Annotated in this window: 10 protein-coding genes; 2 read left to right on the forward strand and 8 right to left on the reverse strand. The window is 46.5% G+C overall.

Going from position 1 to position 16,030, the window contains the following annotated elements:
* Positions 1 to 80: 80 nt before the first annotated feature.
* Positions 81 to 2,897, reverse strand: coding sequence for an FAD-binding and (Fe-S)-binding domain-containing protein (locus BMZ28_RS14190; protein ID WP_074824207.1), 2,817 nt, complete (start codon positions 2,895 to 2,897; stop codon positions 81 to 83).
* 294 nt (positions 2,898 to 3,191) lie between these two features.
* Between BMZ28_RS14190 and BMZ28_RS14195 the strand changes: the two genes are divergently transcribed.
* Positions 3,192 to 4,703 (forward strand): helicase HerA-like C-terminal domain-containing protein, encoded by a 1,512-nt coding sequence (locus tag BMZ28_RS14195; protein ID WP_047779663.1) that lies wholly within the window; start codon positions 3,192 to 3,194, stop codon positions 4,701 to 4,703.
* 283 nt (positions 4,704 to 4,986) lie between these two features.
* Here BMZ28_RS14195 and BMZ28_RS14200 read toward each other — a convergent pair whose 3' ends face one another.
* From BMZ28_RS14200 to manD, 5 genes are all read right to left on the reverse strand, one after another.
* A complete protein-coding gene (locus BMZ28_RS14200) occupies positions 4,987 to 5,676 on the reverse strand; it encodes a GntR family transcriptional regulator (RefSeq protein WP_047779664.1) in 690 nt (229 codons plus the stop codon).
* Between the two features lie 548 nt (positions 5,677 to 6,224).
* Positions 6,225 to 7,706, reverse strand: coding sequence for a mannitol dehydrogenase family protein (locus tag BMZ28_RS14205; protein ID WP_074824210.1), 1,482 nt, complete (start codon positions 7,704 to 7,706; stop codon positions 6,225 to 6,227).
* A 58-nt stretch (positions 7,707 to 7,764) separates the two neighbouring features.
* Positions 7,765 to 9,129, reverse strand: coding sequence for an MFS transporter (locus BMZ28_RS14210; RefSeq protein ID WP_269471916.1), 1,365 nt, complete (start codon positions 9,127 to 9,129; stop codon positions 7,765 to 7,767).
* A 62-nt stretch (positions 9,130 to 9,191) separates the two neighbouring features.
* Positions 9,192 to 10,205 (reverse strand): Zn-dependent oxidoreductase, encoded by a 1,014-nt coding sequence (locus tag BMZ28_RS14215; protein ID WP_074824212.1) that lies wholly within the window; start codon positions 10,203 to 10,205, stop codon positions 9,192 to 9,194.
* Between the two features lie 14 nt (positions 10,206 to 10,219).
* Positions 10,220 to 11,434, reverse strand: coding sequence for a D-mannonate dehydratase ManD (manD, locus tag BMZ28_RS14220; RefSeq protein WP_047779667.1), 1,215 nt, complete (start codon positions 11,432 to 11,434; stop codon positions 10,220 to 10,222).
* A gap of 320 nt (positions 11,435 to 11,754) precedes the next feature.
* On the opposite strand from manD, the gene argD reads away from it, so the two are divergent.
* On the forward strand, positions 11,755 to 12,978 hold the full coding sequence (gene argD, locus BMZ28_RS14225; RefSeq protein ID WP_074824215.1) for a bifunctional acetylornithine/succinyldiaminopimelate transaminase: 1,224 nt from the start codon (positions 11,755 to 11,757) through the stop codon (positions 12,976 to 12,978).
* 112 nt (positions 12,979 to 13,090) lie between these two features.
* Here argD and BMZ28_RS14230 read toward each other — a convergent pair whose 3' ends face one another.
* Complete coding sequence (locus BMZ28_RS14230; RefSeq protein WP_074824218.1) at positions 13,091 to 15,166, reverse strand: YccS/YhfK family putative transporter; 2,076 nt, start codon at positions 15,164 to 15,166, stop codon at positions 13,091 to 13,093.
* Positions 15,167 to 15,237: 71 nt separating this feature from the next.
* On the reverse strand, positions 15,238 to 15,870 hold the full coding sequence (crp, locus tag BMZ28_RS14235; RefSeq protein ID WP_047779670.1) for a cAMP-activated global transcriptional regulator CRP: 633 nt from the start codon (positions 15,868 to 15,870) through the stop codon (positions 15,238 to 15,240).
* Positions 15,871 to 16,030: the final 160 nt, after the last annotated feature.

Consider the following 16,030-nt stretch of genomic DNA (forward strand, 5'->3'; position numbering starts at 1 on the left):
AAACGCCTCTCAGAACTCACATAAAATGATTTTATGTGTAGTCTTAGCGCCTTTCGGCGCTTTTTTATCATAAGTGCTTACTAACTTAATGGTGTCGTCACCCGATCAACCACATACAGGATGGAACGATAAGGTACGCCTGAGTGTTCAGTTAAACCAATTTCGCAGGTTCGGCTGTTTGATACCCCTTCACTACAGTTAGCGGGTACTTGCTGACTTAACAGCCTTAGTGCGTTGGAATTCAACTCTGGCGTTTTGATACCTTTGTCCCCGGCAAATCCGCAGCAGTGGATACCGTCTGGAATAATGACTTGTGTACAGCACCGATCCAGCAGGTTTTTCATGGCGGCAGATAGCCCCATTTTCACGCTAGAACAGGTTACATGCATCATGATGGGTTTATCTTCCGGCGTGAAATGCAATTTATCGGCCAGATAGTGGTTTACGAATCCCACTGGCTCAAATAGCGCCATGGGTTTGGTGAAACCTTCTACCGCACGCAGCGCGCAGGGACTGGTATCGATCAGTATTGGATACTTACCTTGTTCACTGGCTTCCCACAGTGCCTGCTCCATATCACCTAGCTTATTTTGGGCCACGGTAGTAATGCCTTTACTGTTATAGGGCATCCCACAACACAGGCTGTCGAGTTTTTCAGGATAGATAATGCTGAAACCGGCCTTGTTCAATAGCTTTTCAACGATTTCGGTCAATGGACGTTGATCGTCATCATTAGCCGAAGCGCCCATAGTACGGGACGCACAGCTTGGCAGATAAACCACTTTCAGATCGCCAGCTACCAGTTTAGGCGCGGTTGGCGAATGAGCTCCTTTGGGGAAGGATGGCGTAAGTAGCGGAATATGTCCGGCGCTGGTGACGTGCAGTGCTTTGGTGATTTTCCCCAGACGCTCTCTACCCACCACTTTCCCTGCGCCAGCAACGGTATTCAACGCCAGACGAGCACCGGTTGTGAGGGTTGTGAAGTGGTCAGCCGTCCAGCGGGCGACTCTTTCATAGCGCATATTGCGCTGGGTGCGGATGTCGCGAATTAGTTCGCCGGTATTGATGCCAACCGGACAGCGACGGGCGCAAAGGCCGGTTGCGGCACAGGTATCATCTCCCAGATAGCGGAAGTCTTTTTCCAACTGCTTAAGACGCTGGTTATCGTCACCGCTGCGGCGCAGGCGGTTAATTTCTCGCCATATCACAATGCGCTGGCGCGGCGTAAACGACAGGTTGGTTGATGGGCATACGGGCTCACAGAACCCACATTCAATACAGCTATCGACCCGCTTATCGGCGGCAGGTAGCAGCTTCAGATTTTGTAGATGGGCCTGATGATCGCGATTAAGCAAAACGCCCGGGCTGAGCAGATGATGGGGATCGAGCAGGTTTTTTAATTGCCACATCAGCTCATAGGCTTCACTTCCCCATTCCAGCTCGACGAAAGAGGCCATATTGCGGCCGGTACCGTGTTCGGCTTTCAGTGAGCCTTTGTATTCAACCGCTACCAGTTGGGCAATATCCTCCATAAATACCTGATAGCGACGGACCTGTTCTGGCGAGTCGAAAGACTGTTGGAAGACAAAGTGCATATTGCCGTCTAATGCGTGGCCGTAGATCACCGCATTGTAGTCATGTTTAATAAATAGCTTACGTAGGTCACGAACGCCGGCGGCCAACTGCTCGATAGGGAACGCAACGTCTTCAATAATGACGGTAGAACCAACGGGACGAACGGCACCAATCGCCGGAAAAATACCTTTACGGATGGCCCACAGGCGGCCGAATTCTTCTGGTTTATCGGTAAATGGAACCTGTTGCTCCAGAGTGAAGGTCGAGATAGATGACATGATTTGCGCCATCTTCTCTTTTAAGCCTTCAGCATCGGCTGAACGTACTTCGACTAATAAGGCGGTTGCGTCTTCACTCAGGTTTGGCATGAAGTCTGGCAATCCGGCTTCATTTTCCACAGAGGCCAACGCACCGCGGTCCATCAGTTCAACGGCGGAAACCGGCTGCTGTTTCAAAATGCGAGTTGCCTCACAGGCGGCTTCAATATCACTGAACACGAATAGGGCAGAAGCTTTAAATTGGTGTTCTTCTACCGTTTGATAGGTAATTTCGGCAATAAAGCCTAAAGTGCCTTCTGAACCGATCATCAGGTGAGTCAGAATATCCAACGGATCGTCGAAATCAACCAAGGCATTCAGACTGTAACCGGTGGTATTTTTTAACCGATATTTATGACGAATTAACTCAGCCAAATGATGATTGTTTTTAGTTTGTTGTGACAGCGTTTGCAGCTGTTCCAGCATGGCGTTATGGGTTTTTTTAAAGGCGGAAACGGATTCGCTATCGGCGGTGTCAATCAGCGTGCCATCAGCCAAAATCAAACGCATAGCCTGTAAGGTTTGATAGGAGTTCTGCGCGGTACCACAGCACATACCGCTGGCATTGTTGGCGGCAATACCACCAATCTTACAGGCATCAATGGAAGCCGGATCCGGACCAATTTTTCGGCCAAATGGAGCTAAATAGCGGTTGGCGTCGGCACCAATAACTCCAGGTTTTAATGAAATATAGCCGGCATCAGCAAAAATTTTATACTGACGCCAATTATCGCCAAGGGTAATGAGGATAGAATCGGTAATCGCCTGACCAGACAGGCTGGTTCCCGCCGCGCGGAAGGTGACGGGATGACCATGTTTTTGCGCCAAAACCAATGTTTGTTGAACCTGTTTTTCGCTGTCCAGTCGTACCACAATTTGTGGAATTAAGCGGTAACAGCTGGCATCGGTTCCATATGCCATAGTTCTGGATGGATCGGTATAAATACACTCTTTGGGGACAAAACGACACAGTTCACGATAAAAAGTCTGATAAGACGCTTTCATTTATTCTTCCTTTATATGTTCGCTCGTATCCGGAACATGTTTCTTCTTCTTTGATAATAATGAAGAAACTAAAAAAATATCGTGATCGCAATCTCTCTTTATTGCCGGTGAAACGGTGTTGAATCGATTCATGTTACAAATAGGTAGGCTATTCAGGTAAGAGGGAATCGATATGGTGGTATGGTCAGGTTGATTCGTATTAGTTAACGGAGATAAACGGATTTTTATTAATGTTCCCGATAGGGTCAATTATACTGTGTTTATATTCAAGCGTTATGCATAGGATGAACTCTGATGTTAGAACCTCTTGTTATTGGAAAAAGTAATGAGTTAGCGCTGGCTATTCTGCCTGCGTTGGCCAACCGCCACGGATTGGTGACTGGGGCAACCGGTACGGGTAAAACCGTAACTCTGCAAAAGATGGCCGAGAGTTTTTCACATATTGGCGTTCCGGTATTTATGGCTGACGTGAAAGGCGATTTATCAGGAATTGGGGCGGCCGGGGTCATGAATCCTAAGCTACAGGCTCGCTTAGATGCGCTTCACGTTACTGATTGGGAACCTGCGGCTTGTCCAGTAGCATTTTGGGACGTGTACGGTGAGAAAGGTCATCCGGTTCGGGCTACCATTTCGGATATGGGGCCAGAATTATTGGGTCGGTTACTGAATCTGAATGATGTGCAGTCCGGTGTTTTACAATTGGTCTTCAAAATCGCTGATGATAATGGCCTGCTGTTATTAGATATGAAAGATCTGCGCTCTATGGTGCAGTTTGTTGGTGATAACGCTAAACAGTTCCAGACTCAGTACGGCAATATTTCCAGTGCCTCAATCGGTGCTATTCAGCGTGGATTACTGACTCTTGAGCAGCAAGGGGCAGAGAACTTCTTCGGTGAACCCATGCTCGACATCTTCGACCTGATTAAGACCGATGCGTCAGGCAAGGGTATGGTGAATATTCTGGCGGCTGATAAGTTATACAATCAGCCAAAGCTGTATGCGATATTCCTGCTGTGGTTACTGTCCGAGCTGTTTGAGCGTTTGCCAGAAGTTGGCGATATGGATAAGCCAAAGATGGTGTTCTTTTTTGACGAGGCACATTTGCTGTTCAATGATGCTCCACCGGCGCTATTGCAGAAAATCGAGCAAGTTGTTCGGTTGATTCGTTCTAAAGGGGTTGGGGTGTATTTTGTTACCCAGAATCCGTTAGATATTCCGGATAGCGTACTCGGCCAACTGGGAAATCGGGTACAGCACGCGCTACGTGCCTTTACACCTCGCGATCAGAAAGCAGTCAGAGCGGCAGCTGAAACCATGAGAGCGAATCCGGCGTTTAACGCAGAACAAGCGATTACCGAGCTGGGTGTTGGGGAAGCATTGATTTCGTTTTTGGATGAAAAAGGGCGGCCGAATGTGGTTGAGCGCGGCTTTGTTATCGCCCCTGATTCCCGCATGGGAGCACTAACGGATGATGAACGTAATGGCCTGATAAATCGTTCGCCATTATATGGTCGTTATGAAGATATGGTTGACCGTGAATCTGCCTATGAAAAGCTGATGGCTGGATATACGCTAATGCCGGAAAAAGGCGCAGAGGTAGCGGCGTCAAATAATCAGCAAAGTAACAGCGAAGCCGGAGGCGGTCTGCTAGGTGGCCTGAGCGACATCCTGTTTGGCACCACCGGACCTCGAGGTGGTAAGAAAGATGGTTTAGTGCAAACGGCCGCTAAGTCAATGACCCGTCAGATCAGCAATCAAATCGTGCGCGGTATTTTGGGCGGAATCTTAGGGGGCAGAAAGAAATAATCTGCGTTGATAATCAGTGGAAATAGCGGTCGTTGGGTCTAATGCCGTTTAGTTAAGAAAATGCAGTGATTCTTATCTTTTGTCCTTTCTATTGAGCGCTGGAATTCAGCCGACAACTGAGTAAGGGAGCACGTCCAGTAAGGATGCTGGGCGAGGCGCTCACCTTAGCGCCTTTGCTCGGCCACTTACACTCGCGCTGATTTATTCTATGTATTGATAGTGGACGAAACATTCGCCTAACTGACAAGAACTAAGATCGCTATTTTATATCCTAAAAACACAACTACTCATCCGCTTCAAACCAATCGGTATTGAGCTGAGAAATAGTAGTGACGGTTGAAATCATTTCGCTGAGATGTCGTTGAATGGCTTTTTCGGCAGCGTCAGGATCTCTACTCTCCAGCGCTTTATAGATTTGATAATGCTGCTCAATCAGGCTTTCCGGCGGTGAGACATCCGCCAGACTCATAAAGCGTACCCTATCCATGGTTGCCTTAATGTTTTCTATGGTTTCCCATGCCATCGGACAATTAACGATTTGAGTAAATGTACGATGGAATTCATCATCAAGCTCGAGGAATTCCTTGCCCCTTTTATTATTAGCGGCCAGTTCCTGACGATGAAGGTTATGTTTTAACTGCATTAAATATTCCGGCGTGATAGATAAGGCTGCACGACGGATAATGGCTGTCTCTACCGCTTCACGAATAAACCGCCCGTCGGAGACTCGCTTGGCCGAGATTTTCATGACGAAGGTTCCACGCTGGGGCAGTATCTGAACCAAGCCAGTCTCAGAGAGTTTGATAAACGCTTCTCTAACTGGTTGGCGCGAAACGTTAAACCGCGTTGAAATCTCTTTTTCCGATAGCAACGTACCGGGGCGAATTGTGCAATCGACAATCTCCTGCCTCAACAAATGATATATCTGTTGATTGACGGGTTCATGAGTAGTGAATGGGTAAACAATTGTCATTGAAATTAGCCATACTCTTATTGTAGTTAGCAGCGCTGGTCATTATAGAGCCTTTTGGCAGATTTTTCGCTAAGATTCTTGTCTGATAGCGCAGTTATTTGAAAAATTCTATTAAATAGAGGAATGGTTTTTATTAAGAAATTTGTGATGGTATTGTTTGAAATAGCGTTATTTATCCACATGTTATCAGGATGGCTATTAAATATCAGCTTTGCAGAAAATACCTTAACTTAAGGTGATAATTGATATTTTCTATATTTCTATAAAATAGCAGCCTCCTTTATTGGATAACTTCTTTCTTAATCACGTTATACGCGTTAAATATGATAAGCATATAATGATTATATTTTAAATTTGTTATTTTTCTCCGTGTGCTTTGACCATTAAGTCTATTTATTAAATAGTAATAAATTAAATAAAATAAGTTATTTCAGAGCCATAAGAGATGGTTTATTGATGTTTTTATTCAGCAGTTATTGACGTTTAACGATAAAAAGTCCGGAATTGGGTTCCGGACTTTTTCGTTCAGGGTATCGCGATTTGTTGGTTTAGAAGCCTTGCGCTAGTTGAGCAACGGTCTCACGGGCACCATTTTTTAACAGATTTTGATAGGCTGCGGTGACGGCTGAAACAAAGCGCGGATTTTGCGGCAGCGTTTTACCAAACACCACTTCCAGAGACAACAGGGCGTTTACGCGTTCCTCTCCTTGCTGACTGTGACTAACCAGCATTTTCAGTTGCTCAATTAATGGATCGCTGACTTCGATCGGCTGACCTTGCTCGTCAACACCGCCGACATAGCGCATCCACGCCGCGATACCTAAAGCTAAGCAGTCAAAATTGCTATTGTGCTCTAAATGGTAACGCACGGAATCCAACATCCGCTGAGGTAACTTTTGTGTTCCATCCATAGCTATTTGCCAAGTGCGATGTTTTAGCGCGGTATTACGATAGCGGTTTAACAGCGAATCAGCATAAGCGGTTAGATCGACTCCTTTGGTACGCAAGGTAGGAGCCTGTTCGTTGAGCATCAATTGGCGAGCCGCCGCGACATAGTTGCTGTCTTGCATACAGTCATTGATATGCTGGTAGCCCGCTAAATAGCCAAGATAAGCTAAAAATGAGTGGCTACCATTGAGCATCCGCAATTTCATTTCTTCAAAAGGCAATACATCCTGTACCAGTTCTGCGCCGGCTTTTTCCCATTCGGGGCGGCCATTCACGAAGTTATCCTCGATAACCCATTGGCGGAAAGGTTCACAGGCGACGCCTGCCGGGTCATTTATGCCGCCAAGTTGCTGAGTGATTTTTTCCAACGTGTCCGGCGTGACTGCCGGAACAATGCGATCAACCATCGTGGATGGGAAACTCACGTGAGTTTCAATCCAATCCGCTAGCTGTGCATCCTGTCGTCGAGCCAATCCTAAAATAACATTGCGGGTAACGTGACCGTTTTCCGGCATATTATCGCATGACATCACGCTGAGCGCCGGAAGGCCGCGCTCACGACGAAGGCGCAGGCCCTGAACAATAACGCCGGGTGCTGACTTCGGCGTAGCTGGATTAGCAATGTCATGCTGAATTAGCGGATGGTCTTCAATCAGTTTGCCGGTCGCCGGTTGGTAACAGTAGCCTTTTTCGGTGATGGTGATGGAAACAATGGCGGTATCAGGTTGGGCGATAGCGTCTAAGACGCTATCAATGCCATCAATTTCTCCGTGAATGGCGCGACGAATAACACCAACGATGCGCCCGGACCAGCCTTCGGCTGCCATTTCAGCTACCGAATAAAGCTTATCCTGTGAGTTTAGGTCGATAATCTGCTGTTCACCGCCAATCAGGTTAACTTCACAGTAGCCCCAGTCGCTACCGTGTTCGGTTGCCAGAATATCGGCATAGATAGCCTGATGAGCCCGGTGAAAAGCACCAAAACCCAAATGGACAATGCGCGGTTTAATCTTCTCTCTATCGTAAGACGGAATAACGATGTCTTGGGGAAGATTTGATAACGTTTTATTGGATAAATTCATTTTATCTATTAACCAGTTAGAGTAAGAATAGTTCAGACGTTTGTTGAGTCATATTTAACTAAACTTCTGCCGCATCTTTGGGATCGCTTAAGTCACGATCCTTAACTTCCGGCATACAGATGGCGGAGATTAAACCGATGACGGAATAGATGATGATCATAACCACGATTGGCAGCCAAGAATCGGTCATATTACAGAAGATACCGGCCAGTACAGGACCAAAGCCAACGGCAACCAGACCACCTGTCTCTTTGGAAATCGCCATTCGGGTGAAGCGATTTCGAGAGCCAAAAATCTCTGCCATGGTGATGTTTTCAAGGGCAAACAGGCCTAATACTGCAATATTATGAATGATGATAAGGCAGGCCATAATTACGTTAACATCGCCACTTTTATCAACAATAATCGATAGCATCGGGTAGGCTAAAATGATGGCACCAATGTTCAAAACAATATAGGGCAGTCGGCGGCCAATTTTGTCTGAAATCCAGCCTAATAGCGGTATTGTCAGGAAGCCAATAACCGAACTGATCATCAGGGCATCGGTTGGAATGCGTTTTTCAAACAGTAAACTTTGTACCAGATAACCGGCAAGGAAGGTTTGAATCAGCCCTGAGTTACCAGCCTGACCAAAGCGTAATCCTGTTGCCAGCCAGAAAGATTTACTGGTAAACATGGCAAAGATTGAGCTGTCTGAGGTGTCTGTTTTGGCCGTGGAGGTATTGTTATCAGTGGCTTCATTAACTTGTTCGAATACCGGGCTTTCTTTAAGGTTCATTCTTAACCAGACCGCAAAGAACATCACCACGACGCTGGATAAGAACGGGATACGCCAGCCCCAGTCTAATAGTTGTTCTTTATCCAGAAAGAAGAACATCACTGCCCAGATAGCGGTGGCGCTTAAGGTTCCGCAGTTGGTTCCCATGGCGACTAAAGAAGAGATGATCCCGCGTTTACCTTTGGGAGCATATTCAGCCAGCATGGTACCTGCACCGGAGATTTCTGCACCGGCACCCAGTCCCTGAACAATACGAAGAGTAACCAGCAAAATTGGCGCAAAAATACCGATTTGGGCATAGGTCGGTAATACGCCGATAAGCGTAGTACAGATACCCATCATAGTGATGGTGATAAACAGCACTTTTTTCCTGCCGATGGTATCGCCCATTCTACCGAAGATAAAAGCACCCACGATGCGTGCAATATATCCGGCACCGTAGGTTCCCATTGCCAGAATTAAGGCCATCGCCGCCGATTGTTCCGGAAAGAATATTTCATGGAAAACCAGAGCGGCGCCCAGGGAGTAGAGCTGGAAATCCATAAATTCCAGAGCAGTTCCCAGCCATCCGGATACCGCTGCTTTAATGAGATCGGTGGTACTTCTTTCTGGCGTATTCTGTTTGAGTTCCATATTGTTATTCATATTTTATTCTCTACAGTTTGTTGTTATATCTACAGAAAAAGTTCGGGTACAAAGGTCATTGGTTAAAATTTCAGTAAAACCTTGCAGCAGGTCTTAGGGTCTTTTTCAAAAATCTCCATGGCATTAATAACGTGCGTGTAGTCGAACTGGTGAGTAATCAGTTTCTCTGGAGCGATCTTTCCTTTTACCATCCAGTCAATCACCATCGGAAAACGGTTACTGTTCAGGCGTGAGCTATAAATGGTTAATTCTTTGCTGGTGATACCCTGCTGGCTAATCATGCAGGGTTCAGAAGAGAAGCCCATAATGCCAATACGCGCGGCGGGGGAGGCCAAACCAATTGCTTCGGGTAGGATAGAGACATGGCATGCGGCATCAACAATTAACGTCGGGCGAATCCCCAGTTTGGACAGTTCGCTGGCTAAATCGATATCGGTATTATTGATGATGCGGTCGGCACCGCTTTCTTTAGCCATTGCCAGGCGTTCATCAAGACGGTCGGCAACAATAATCTCTTTTACGCCGTATACGCCGCGTAATGCCTGAATAGTGGTTAATCCCATTGGGCCGGCACCATAAACTAGCGCAACGTCCAGTGGGCTGGGGTTCATTTGACTACAGATATTGGCGGCAATGGTAAACGGTTCAATCATGGTTGCTTCCCGATCCGCAATGCTGTCGGGTACGACATGCGCATTTCTGGCCGGTAGCGTGATGTATTCACTGAAGCCGCCATCACGATGCACACCGATAACCTGCAAGGAAGTACAAACGTTAGGTTTTCCTACCGAACAGGGATAACAATGACCGCAACTGACCACGGGATCGCCAACCACACGCTCACCAATACGCGATGATTCAACGCCTTCACCAACGGCGTCGATGCGACCAAAGAATTCATGACCAATAACGCGTGGATATTTAGCAAAAGGGTTATGACCGCGATAAATATGGACGTCTGAGCCGCAAATACCGGCACTTTCCACCCGTAAACGGACTTCACCCGGTTGAGGTTGGGGGATCGGGCGCTCTTCAATGACTAATTTTTCGGGTTCTTGAATAACGACGCTTTTCATTGTTTTCTCCTTTATTACCAATTCCATAGTGTGCCGTCGGTCAAGCGAGCAACCGGTAAATAGGCTGCTTCGTAGGGATATTTCGCCGCCAGTTTCTCGTCAAAATCGATGCCCAGACCGGGTTTATCACTTGGGTGCATATAGCCATCGTCAAATGTCCAGTTGTGCGGGAAGACTTCCAGCATTTGCTCTGAGTACCCCATATATTCCTGAACGCCGAAATTAGGCACCCAAAGGTCGAAGTGCAGTGCAGCAGCGTGACAAATTGGTGATAAGTCGGAAGGGCCGTGAGAACCGGTGCGAACCTGATACATGGAGGCGAAATCTGCAATGCGGCGCATATGGGTAATACCGCCAGCATGGGTAATGGTGGTACGGATATAGTCGATAAGCTGTTCTTCAATCAGCTGTTTACAGTCCCAAATGCTGTTAAATACTTCGCCAACAGCGATTGGCGTCACTGTATGTTGGCGAATCAGGCGGAAGCTTTCCTGATTTTCAGCCGGCGTGGGATCTTCCATCCAGAACAGGCGATAGTCTTCAATACTTTTACCAAAGCGCGCGGCTTCAATTGGCGTTAGGCGGTGGTGCATGTCGTGCAGCAGATGTTCTTCAAAGCCGAATTTGTTACGTACCGCTTCAAACAGCTTTGGTGTGAAATCCAGATATTTCTCAGTCGACCACAGCTGTTCTTCTGGGTAGTGACCTTTAGTGGCGGGCTCATAGGCCAGATTTTTGCCTTTGCTCAGACCGTAGGTGGTTTGCATTCCCGGTACGCCGCACTGAACTCGAATCGCTTTAAAGCCCATTTCTTGGTGCTTGGCGTAATCTTCCAGAACTTCGTCAATCGTACGACCGGTGGTATGGCAATACACCATAACGCCAGTGCGCGAAGCGCCACCCAGCAATTGGTAAAGCGGCATATTGGCAGCCTTGCCTTTAATATCCCATAACGCCATATCAATGGCGGAAATGGCTGACATGGTTACCGGACCGCGACGCCAGTAAGCACCTTTATAGAAAAATTGCCAGATATCTTCGATCTGATGAGCATCGCGGCCAATCAGTTGGGGACATAGATGATCTTTAAGATAGGAGGCGACAGAAAGTTCTCGGCCATTAAGCGTGGCATCACCAATGCCGTATAGCCCTTCATCAGTGGTAATTTTGACGGTAACAAAGTTACGTCCCGGACAGGTAACAAATACTTCAGCCTTTACGATTTTCATAATGCATTCATCCTAACGGGTAAAAAGTGGGCGCTGATTGATAGATAAGTGAGCACAAAATACTTCTGGATTAACTACCATACAAGTATGTTTGATGTGGTTTAGTGAGAAAGTTTTAGATCTGTGATTGGTATCACCGATAAATGAAAATGCATGGAATGAATATTTATGGCTAAGGATGTCTTTTTGTTTTTATTTAGTTATTTGATTTATAAATATTAAAAATAATTTATCTGTATTTTTATCCTTATAAATTGATTTTATATTCATTTTTGGTAGTGTTGTTTGATTCACGATGAAATTTAATAAGGCAGGATGGTATGGGTGGCGCAGCATCAGTTAATCGCGATACGTTTGAGAAGGTTATGTTACCAGTTTATGCACCGGCAGCATTTGTACCGGTAAAAGGCAAAGGCAGCAAAGTATGGGATCAGCAGGGAAACGAGTTTATCGATTTCTCCAGTGGTATTGCCGTTACTGCTCTCGGGCACTGTCATCCTGCTTTGGTAAAAGCGCTGAATTCCCAGGGTGAGTTGCTCTGGCATACCAGTAATCTGTTTACCAATGAACCTGCTTTGCGTTTAGCTCAAAAACTGATTGATGCGACATTTGCCGAGCGGGTATTTTTTGCTAATTCGGGTGCAGAAGCCAATGAAGCCGCATTTAAGCTGGCTCGCCGTTATGCTATTACCCGTTACAGTCCTTATAAAACCAAGATTATAGCCTTTAACAATGCTTTCCATGGCCGTACGTTATTCACCGTCTCCGTGGGTGGGCAGCCTAAATATTCCGATGGTTTTGGCCCTAAGCCGGCAGATATTGTTCATATTCCGTTTAACGATTTAGACGCAGTTAAAGCGGTGATCGATGATCATACATGTGCGGTGGTGCTGGAGCCGGTACAGGGCGAAGGGGGAATCACTCCGGTAGATGCCGAGTTTTTACGCGGTGTCAGAGAGCTGTGCGACCAATACAATGCTTTGCTGGTGTTTGATGAAGTGCAGTCAGGGATGGGAAGAACCGGTTCATTGTTTACCTATATGCAATACGGTATTACGCCAGATATTCTCACCTCAGCTAAAGCGTTAGGCGGTGGTTTCCCGATCAGTGCGATGCTGACGACCAGTGAAGTGGCTCAAGTGATGGAGCCCGGCGTACACGGTACCACCTATGGCGGGAATCCATTAGCCTGTGCCGTAGCCGAAGCGGCCTTTGACGTGATTAATACGCCAGAAGTGCTGGCGGGTGTGCAGTCTCGCTATCAATATATTGTCTCTCGATTAGAAGAGATTAATCAGATTTACCACGTCTTCTCGGACGTTCGTGGTCTTGGTTTATTAATCGGCGCGGAGCTACAACCTGCTTATCAGGGTATGGCCAGAGAGTTTCTTGCTGCGTCGGTGGAAAATGGATTGATGCTGTTAAATGCCGGACCTAGCGTTATTCGCTTTGCCCCTTCGCTGGTTATTCCAGAAAAGGATTTGCAACAGGGAATGGATTGCTTTGAGAAAGCGGTTAAGCAGATGGTTGAAGCCAAGAAGTAATCGTCCGTTAAATTTAAAAGTATCCCCTTCATTCGTCGGGGAATATTCAATGACTTTATCCGTAACCTCAAAACGGCTGGTTAAATCAGCCGTTTTCCCCTTAGCGATCGACTTAACTTTTATCGCGTAAACGGCGTTTCAGCCAAATACCATGATGCGGACGCTGCTGCCAAGCCAGAGAAGAGATTGTGTGCATGGATTTTAAGTGGGCCAATACTCGCTCAAGATGCCGCTCCATGGTGGTTTCCGGTAGCTCACTATTGGGTTCAACAATCTGTAGCATACTGGTATCACTGCTCGGCCCATCATACTCTAATCGTTGCTGGCAGCTTTGAATCATAATTTCGCAGGTGTTTAGATAGGTTTTGGATAGTTCCGGTATCAGGACATATTGGTCTCGGGCGATAACCGTCATGCCATTCAGATGTTCAACCAGAAACTGGCTGTGAGTAATCCACAGACGCATATCCGTTAAGTAGCGGGAATTAAAACCGGGTTCCTGCATCGCCTGATTCAAGGTAGTGAAAAGCGTATTGTGTGCCTGATTAACCTTCATTCGAGTATAGGAAAGTTCAGGCGCATTATCGGTCATGCTAAACATCTGGCGAAGGTGCTGTTGATAAGTTTCCAGGGCATCATGGGCATTTTTACGTAGCAGACCGCTTTGCCACTGTGGCCATAACCAGATGGTACTGGCAAATACCAAAACGCAACCAATAACGGTATCAATCAGGCGCGGCAGCAGGAATTCCATACCGCTATTAGCAATAATTTGCAGGGTATAAACCGCGGTAATGGTAAAGCCAATAACCGCAATGCCGTAATTTTTGCGCACAATCAGATAGGACACCAGAGTAAGCAACAGCATCAGCAATAACATGTAATTTTGCGGGTAATGCAAATGAAGAATGACTGCGCCCACGATAATGCCGAACATGGTTCCCAAGGCACGGTGCTGAATTCTGATGCGGGTTGCGTTATAACCATTCTGGCTGACTAACATGATTGTCAGAAGGATCCAATAAGGTTTGGGTAAGCTAAGTACGCTACCGATAGCGGTTCCTGCTGCTAACGTTAGCCCGAGGCGTGCAGCGTTTCGTAAAGCAATCGATTTGATTGAGCAGTAATTCTTTAATGCTCGCCAGAAAGGTAAACGGTTTTGGGCAGGCATTAAACTGCGGTTATATAGCGGTAGCTGGCTGCTCAGCAGATAGGCAATGCGACTAAAGTGATAATAACAGAAGGCGCCAACCGGATTATCAGGATGTTGGTTGGCAATTTTTTCCAGTGCGGATAACTCATGATCCATATTGAAGGGACTGGGGCGACGATGGTAAAGAATATCATCGGCTAAAATCCGTAAGCGATGACTGATAATTTTAGCATTATGGCGAATAACTGCTTCAGCATGGCTTTGTTCAACCAGTTTTTGCACCTCATCTGGTTGGTGCAGGCTGACCGTAATATGCTCCTGTAAATCCAGAGCGACCTGAAAAGCTCTCATCAAACGTTGATGGCGTGGGTGCTTCAGGTCGGTAATCATATATATTTGCTGATAGACCAGCGAGATACTGTCCATGGCCTGCTGTTGGCGTTGTAATAATGGTGGCAGAGCGGTTTCTGGGTCGGTGTGTTGAGTGAGGAGGCTATATTTTTCTTCAAAATAATCAGCTAATTGGCGATACAGTAAACTGAGTGACTCGCGCATTGGCTGCTCTTGCCAGAGCCTGAACCAGACATAGGTGAAAAGGCCGTACCAGATGGTGCCGATCATAAACAACATGGGGGCATACCAGATTGGTAGGACATCAACCATGCTGAGGGTAAATATCCCTGCCACCAGCGCAGCAGGCATTAAGCGCCCATGTAACGGGCTGATTTCTGCGGTCACGCCAAACAGCAGAGCCAGTATCAACATGCAAACGCCTAGCGGTATCGACCAGATAAGAAATTGTTGCAGTAAAAGGCTGCTGAGAACAAACAGTGCTCCGCCAATGGCCAGTCGTTTAAAGAAGCGTTTATGGGGGGTATCTAAGCCGCCGATATTACAGCAGGCCGGTACCAGAGAGAGTAGAAAACCGGTGCGTAAATCGTTTAATAGCCAGAAGAGGGCAATAGGTAGACAGAGAACCAGCGTTTGGCGCAGAGCGTAATTAATTTCTGGATGATAGATTACTCGTCGCCACATAGGTTTTCCGGGAAAGAAAAACGGGCATGCTGTCCATGAAGTCCAAGCATACCCGTCGATTTGTGTGTTACTTAACGAGTCCCGTAAACAACAATGGTTTTACCGTGTGCAGAGATCAGGTTTTGATCTTCTAACATTTTTAAGATACGGCCTACCGTTTCACGGGAACAACCAACAATTTGTCCAATTTCCTGACGGGTGATTTTAATTTGCATCCCATCCGGATGGGTCATCGCATCAGGCTGTTTGGCTAAATTCAACAGCGTTTGTGCAATACGACCCGTTACATCAAGGAAAGCCAAACTGCCCACTTTCTCTGACGTTACCTGTAAACGACTGGCCATTTGGGCTGACAAACGCATTAAAATATCTGGGTTAACTTGAATCAGTTGACGAAACTTCTTATAGGAAATTTCAGCAACTTCACATGCTGTTTTCGCCCTAACCCAAGCCGTACGCTCTTGACCTTCTTCAAAAAGGCCAAGCTCACCAATAAAGTCCCCTTGATTCAGATAAGAGAGAATCATCTCCTTACCTTCTTCATCCTTAATCAGAACGGCTACGGACCCTTTCACAATGTAATAAAGCGTTTCTGCTTTTTCACCTTGATGAATCAGTGTGCTCTTAGATGGATATTTATGAATATGACAATGAGATAAGAACCATTCGAGAGTAGGGTCTGTTTGCGGTTTGCCGAGAACCATTTGTTGTTATCCTCTTTGTAGTCACTGCCAAAAACAGCAAAGCGAGAAGCTTGCCGGAAACCTTACCCGCCCCGGAGCATATAATTTGCTTAGTGAGCGCTATTATAGCCGATGTAGAAAATAATATAGAGGTGTTTGTCTATTTGTCCTACATCTGGCT

The sequence above is a fragment of the Pragia fontium DSM 5563 = ATCC 49100 genome (genome assembly GCF_900112475.1).
In the GTDB taxonomy this organism is placed as follows: domain Bacteria; phylum Pseudomonadota; class Gammaproteobacteria; order Enterobacterales; family Enterobacteriaceae; genus Pragia; species Pragia fontium.

Excerpts from the sequence above, each read along its gene's own strand:
- BMZ28_RS14190 (WP_074824207.1), bottom strand. The coding sequence starts at position 2,897 with ATGAAAGCGTCTTATCAGACTTTTTATCGTGAACTGTGTCGTTTTGTC.
- BMZ28_RS14195 (WP_047779663.1), top strand. The coding sequence starts at position 3,192 with ATGTTAGAACCTCTTGTTATTGGAAAAAGTAATGAGTTAGCGCTGGCT.
- BMZ28_RS14200 (WP_047779664.1), bottom strand. The coding sequence starts at position 5,676 with ATGACAATTGTTTACCCATTCACTACTCATGAACCCGTCAATCAACAG.
- BMZ28_RS14205 (WP_074824210.1), bottom strand. The coding sequence starts at position 7,706 with ATGAATTTATCCAATAAAACGTTATCAAATCTTCCCCAAGACATCGTT.
- BMZ28_RS14210 (WP_269471916.1), bottom strand. The coding sequence starts at position 9,129 with ATGAATAACAATATGGAACTCAAACAGAATACGCCAGAAAGAAGTACC.
- BMZ28_RS14215 (WP_074824212.1), bottom strand. The coding sequence starts at position 10,205 with ATGAAAAGCGTCGTTATTCAAGAACCCGAAAAATTAGTCATTGAAGAG.
- manD (WP_047779667.1), bottom strand. The coding sequence starts at position 11,434 with ATGAAAATCGTAAAGGCTGAAGTATTTGTTACCTGTCCGGGACGTAAC.
- argD (WP_074824215.1), top strand. The coding sequence starts at position 11,755 with ATGGGTGGCGCAGCATCAGTTAATCGCGATACGTTTGAGAAGGTTATG.
- BMZ28_RS14230 (WP_074824218.1), bottom strand. The coding sequence starts at position 15,166 with ATGTGGCGACGAGTAATCTATCATCCAGAAATTAATTACGCTCTGCGC.
- crp (WP_047779670.1), bottom strand. The coding sequence starts at position 15,870 with ATGGTTCTCGGCAAACCGCAAACAGACCCTACTCTCGAATGGTTCTTA.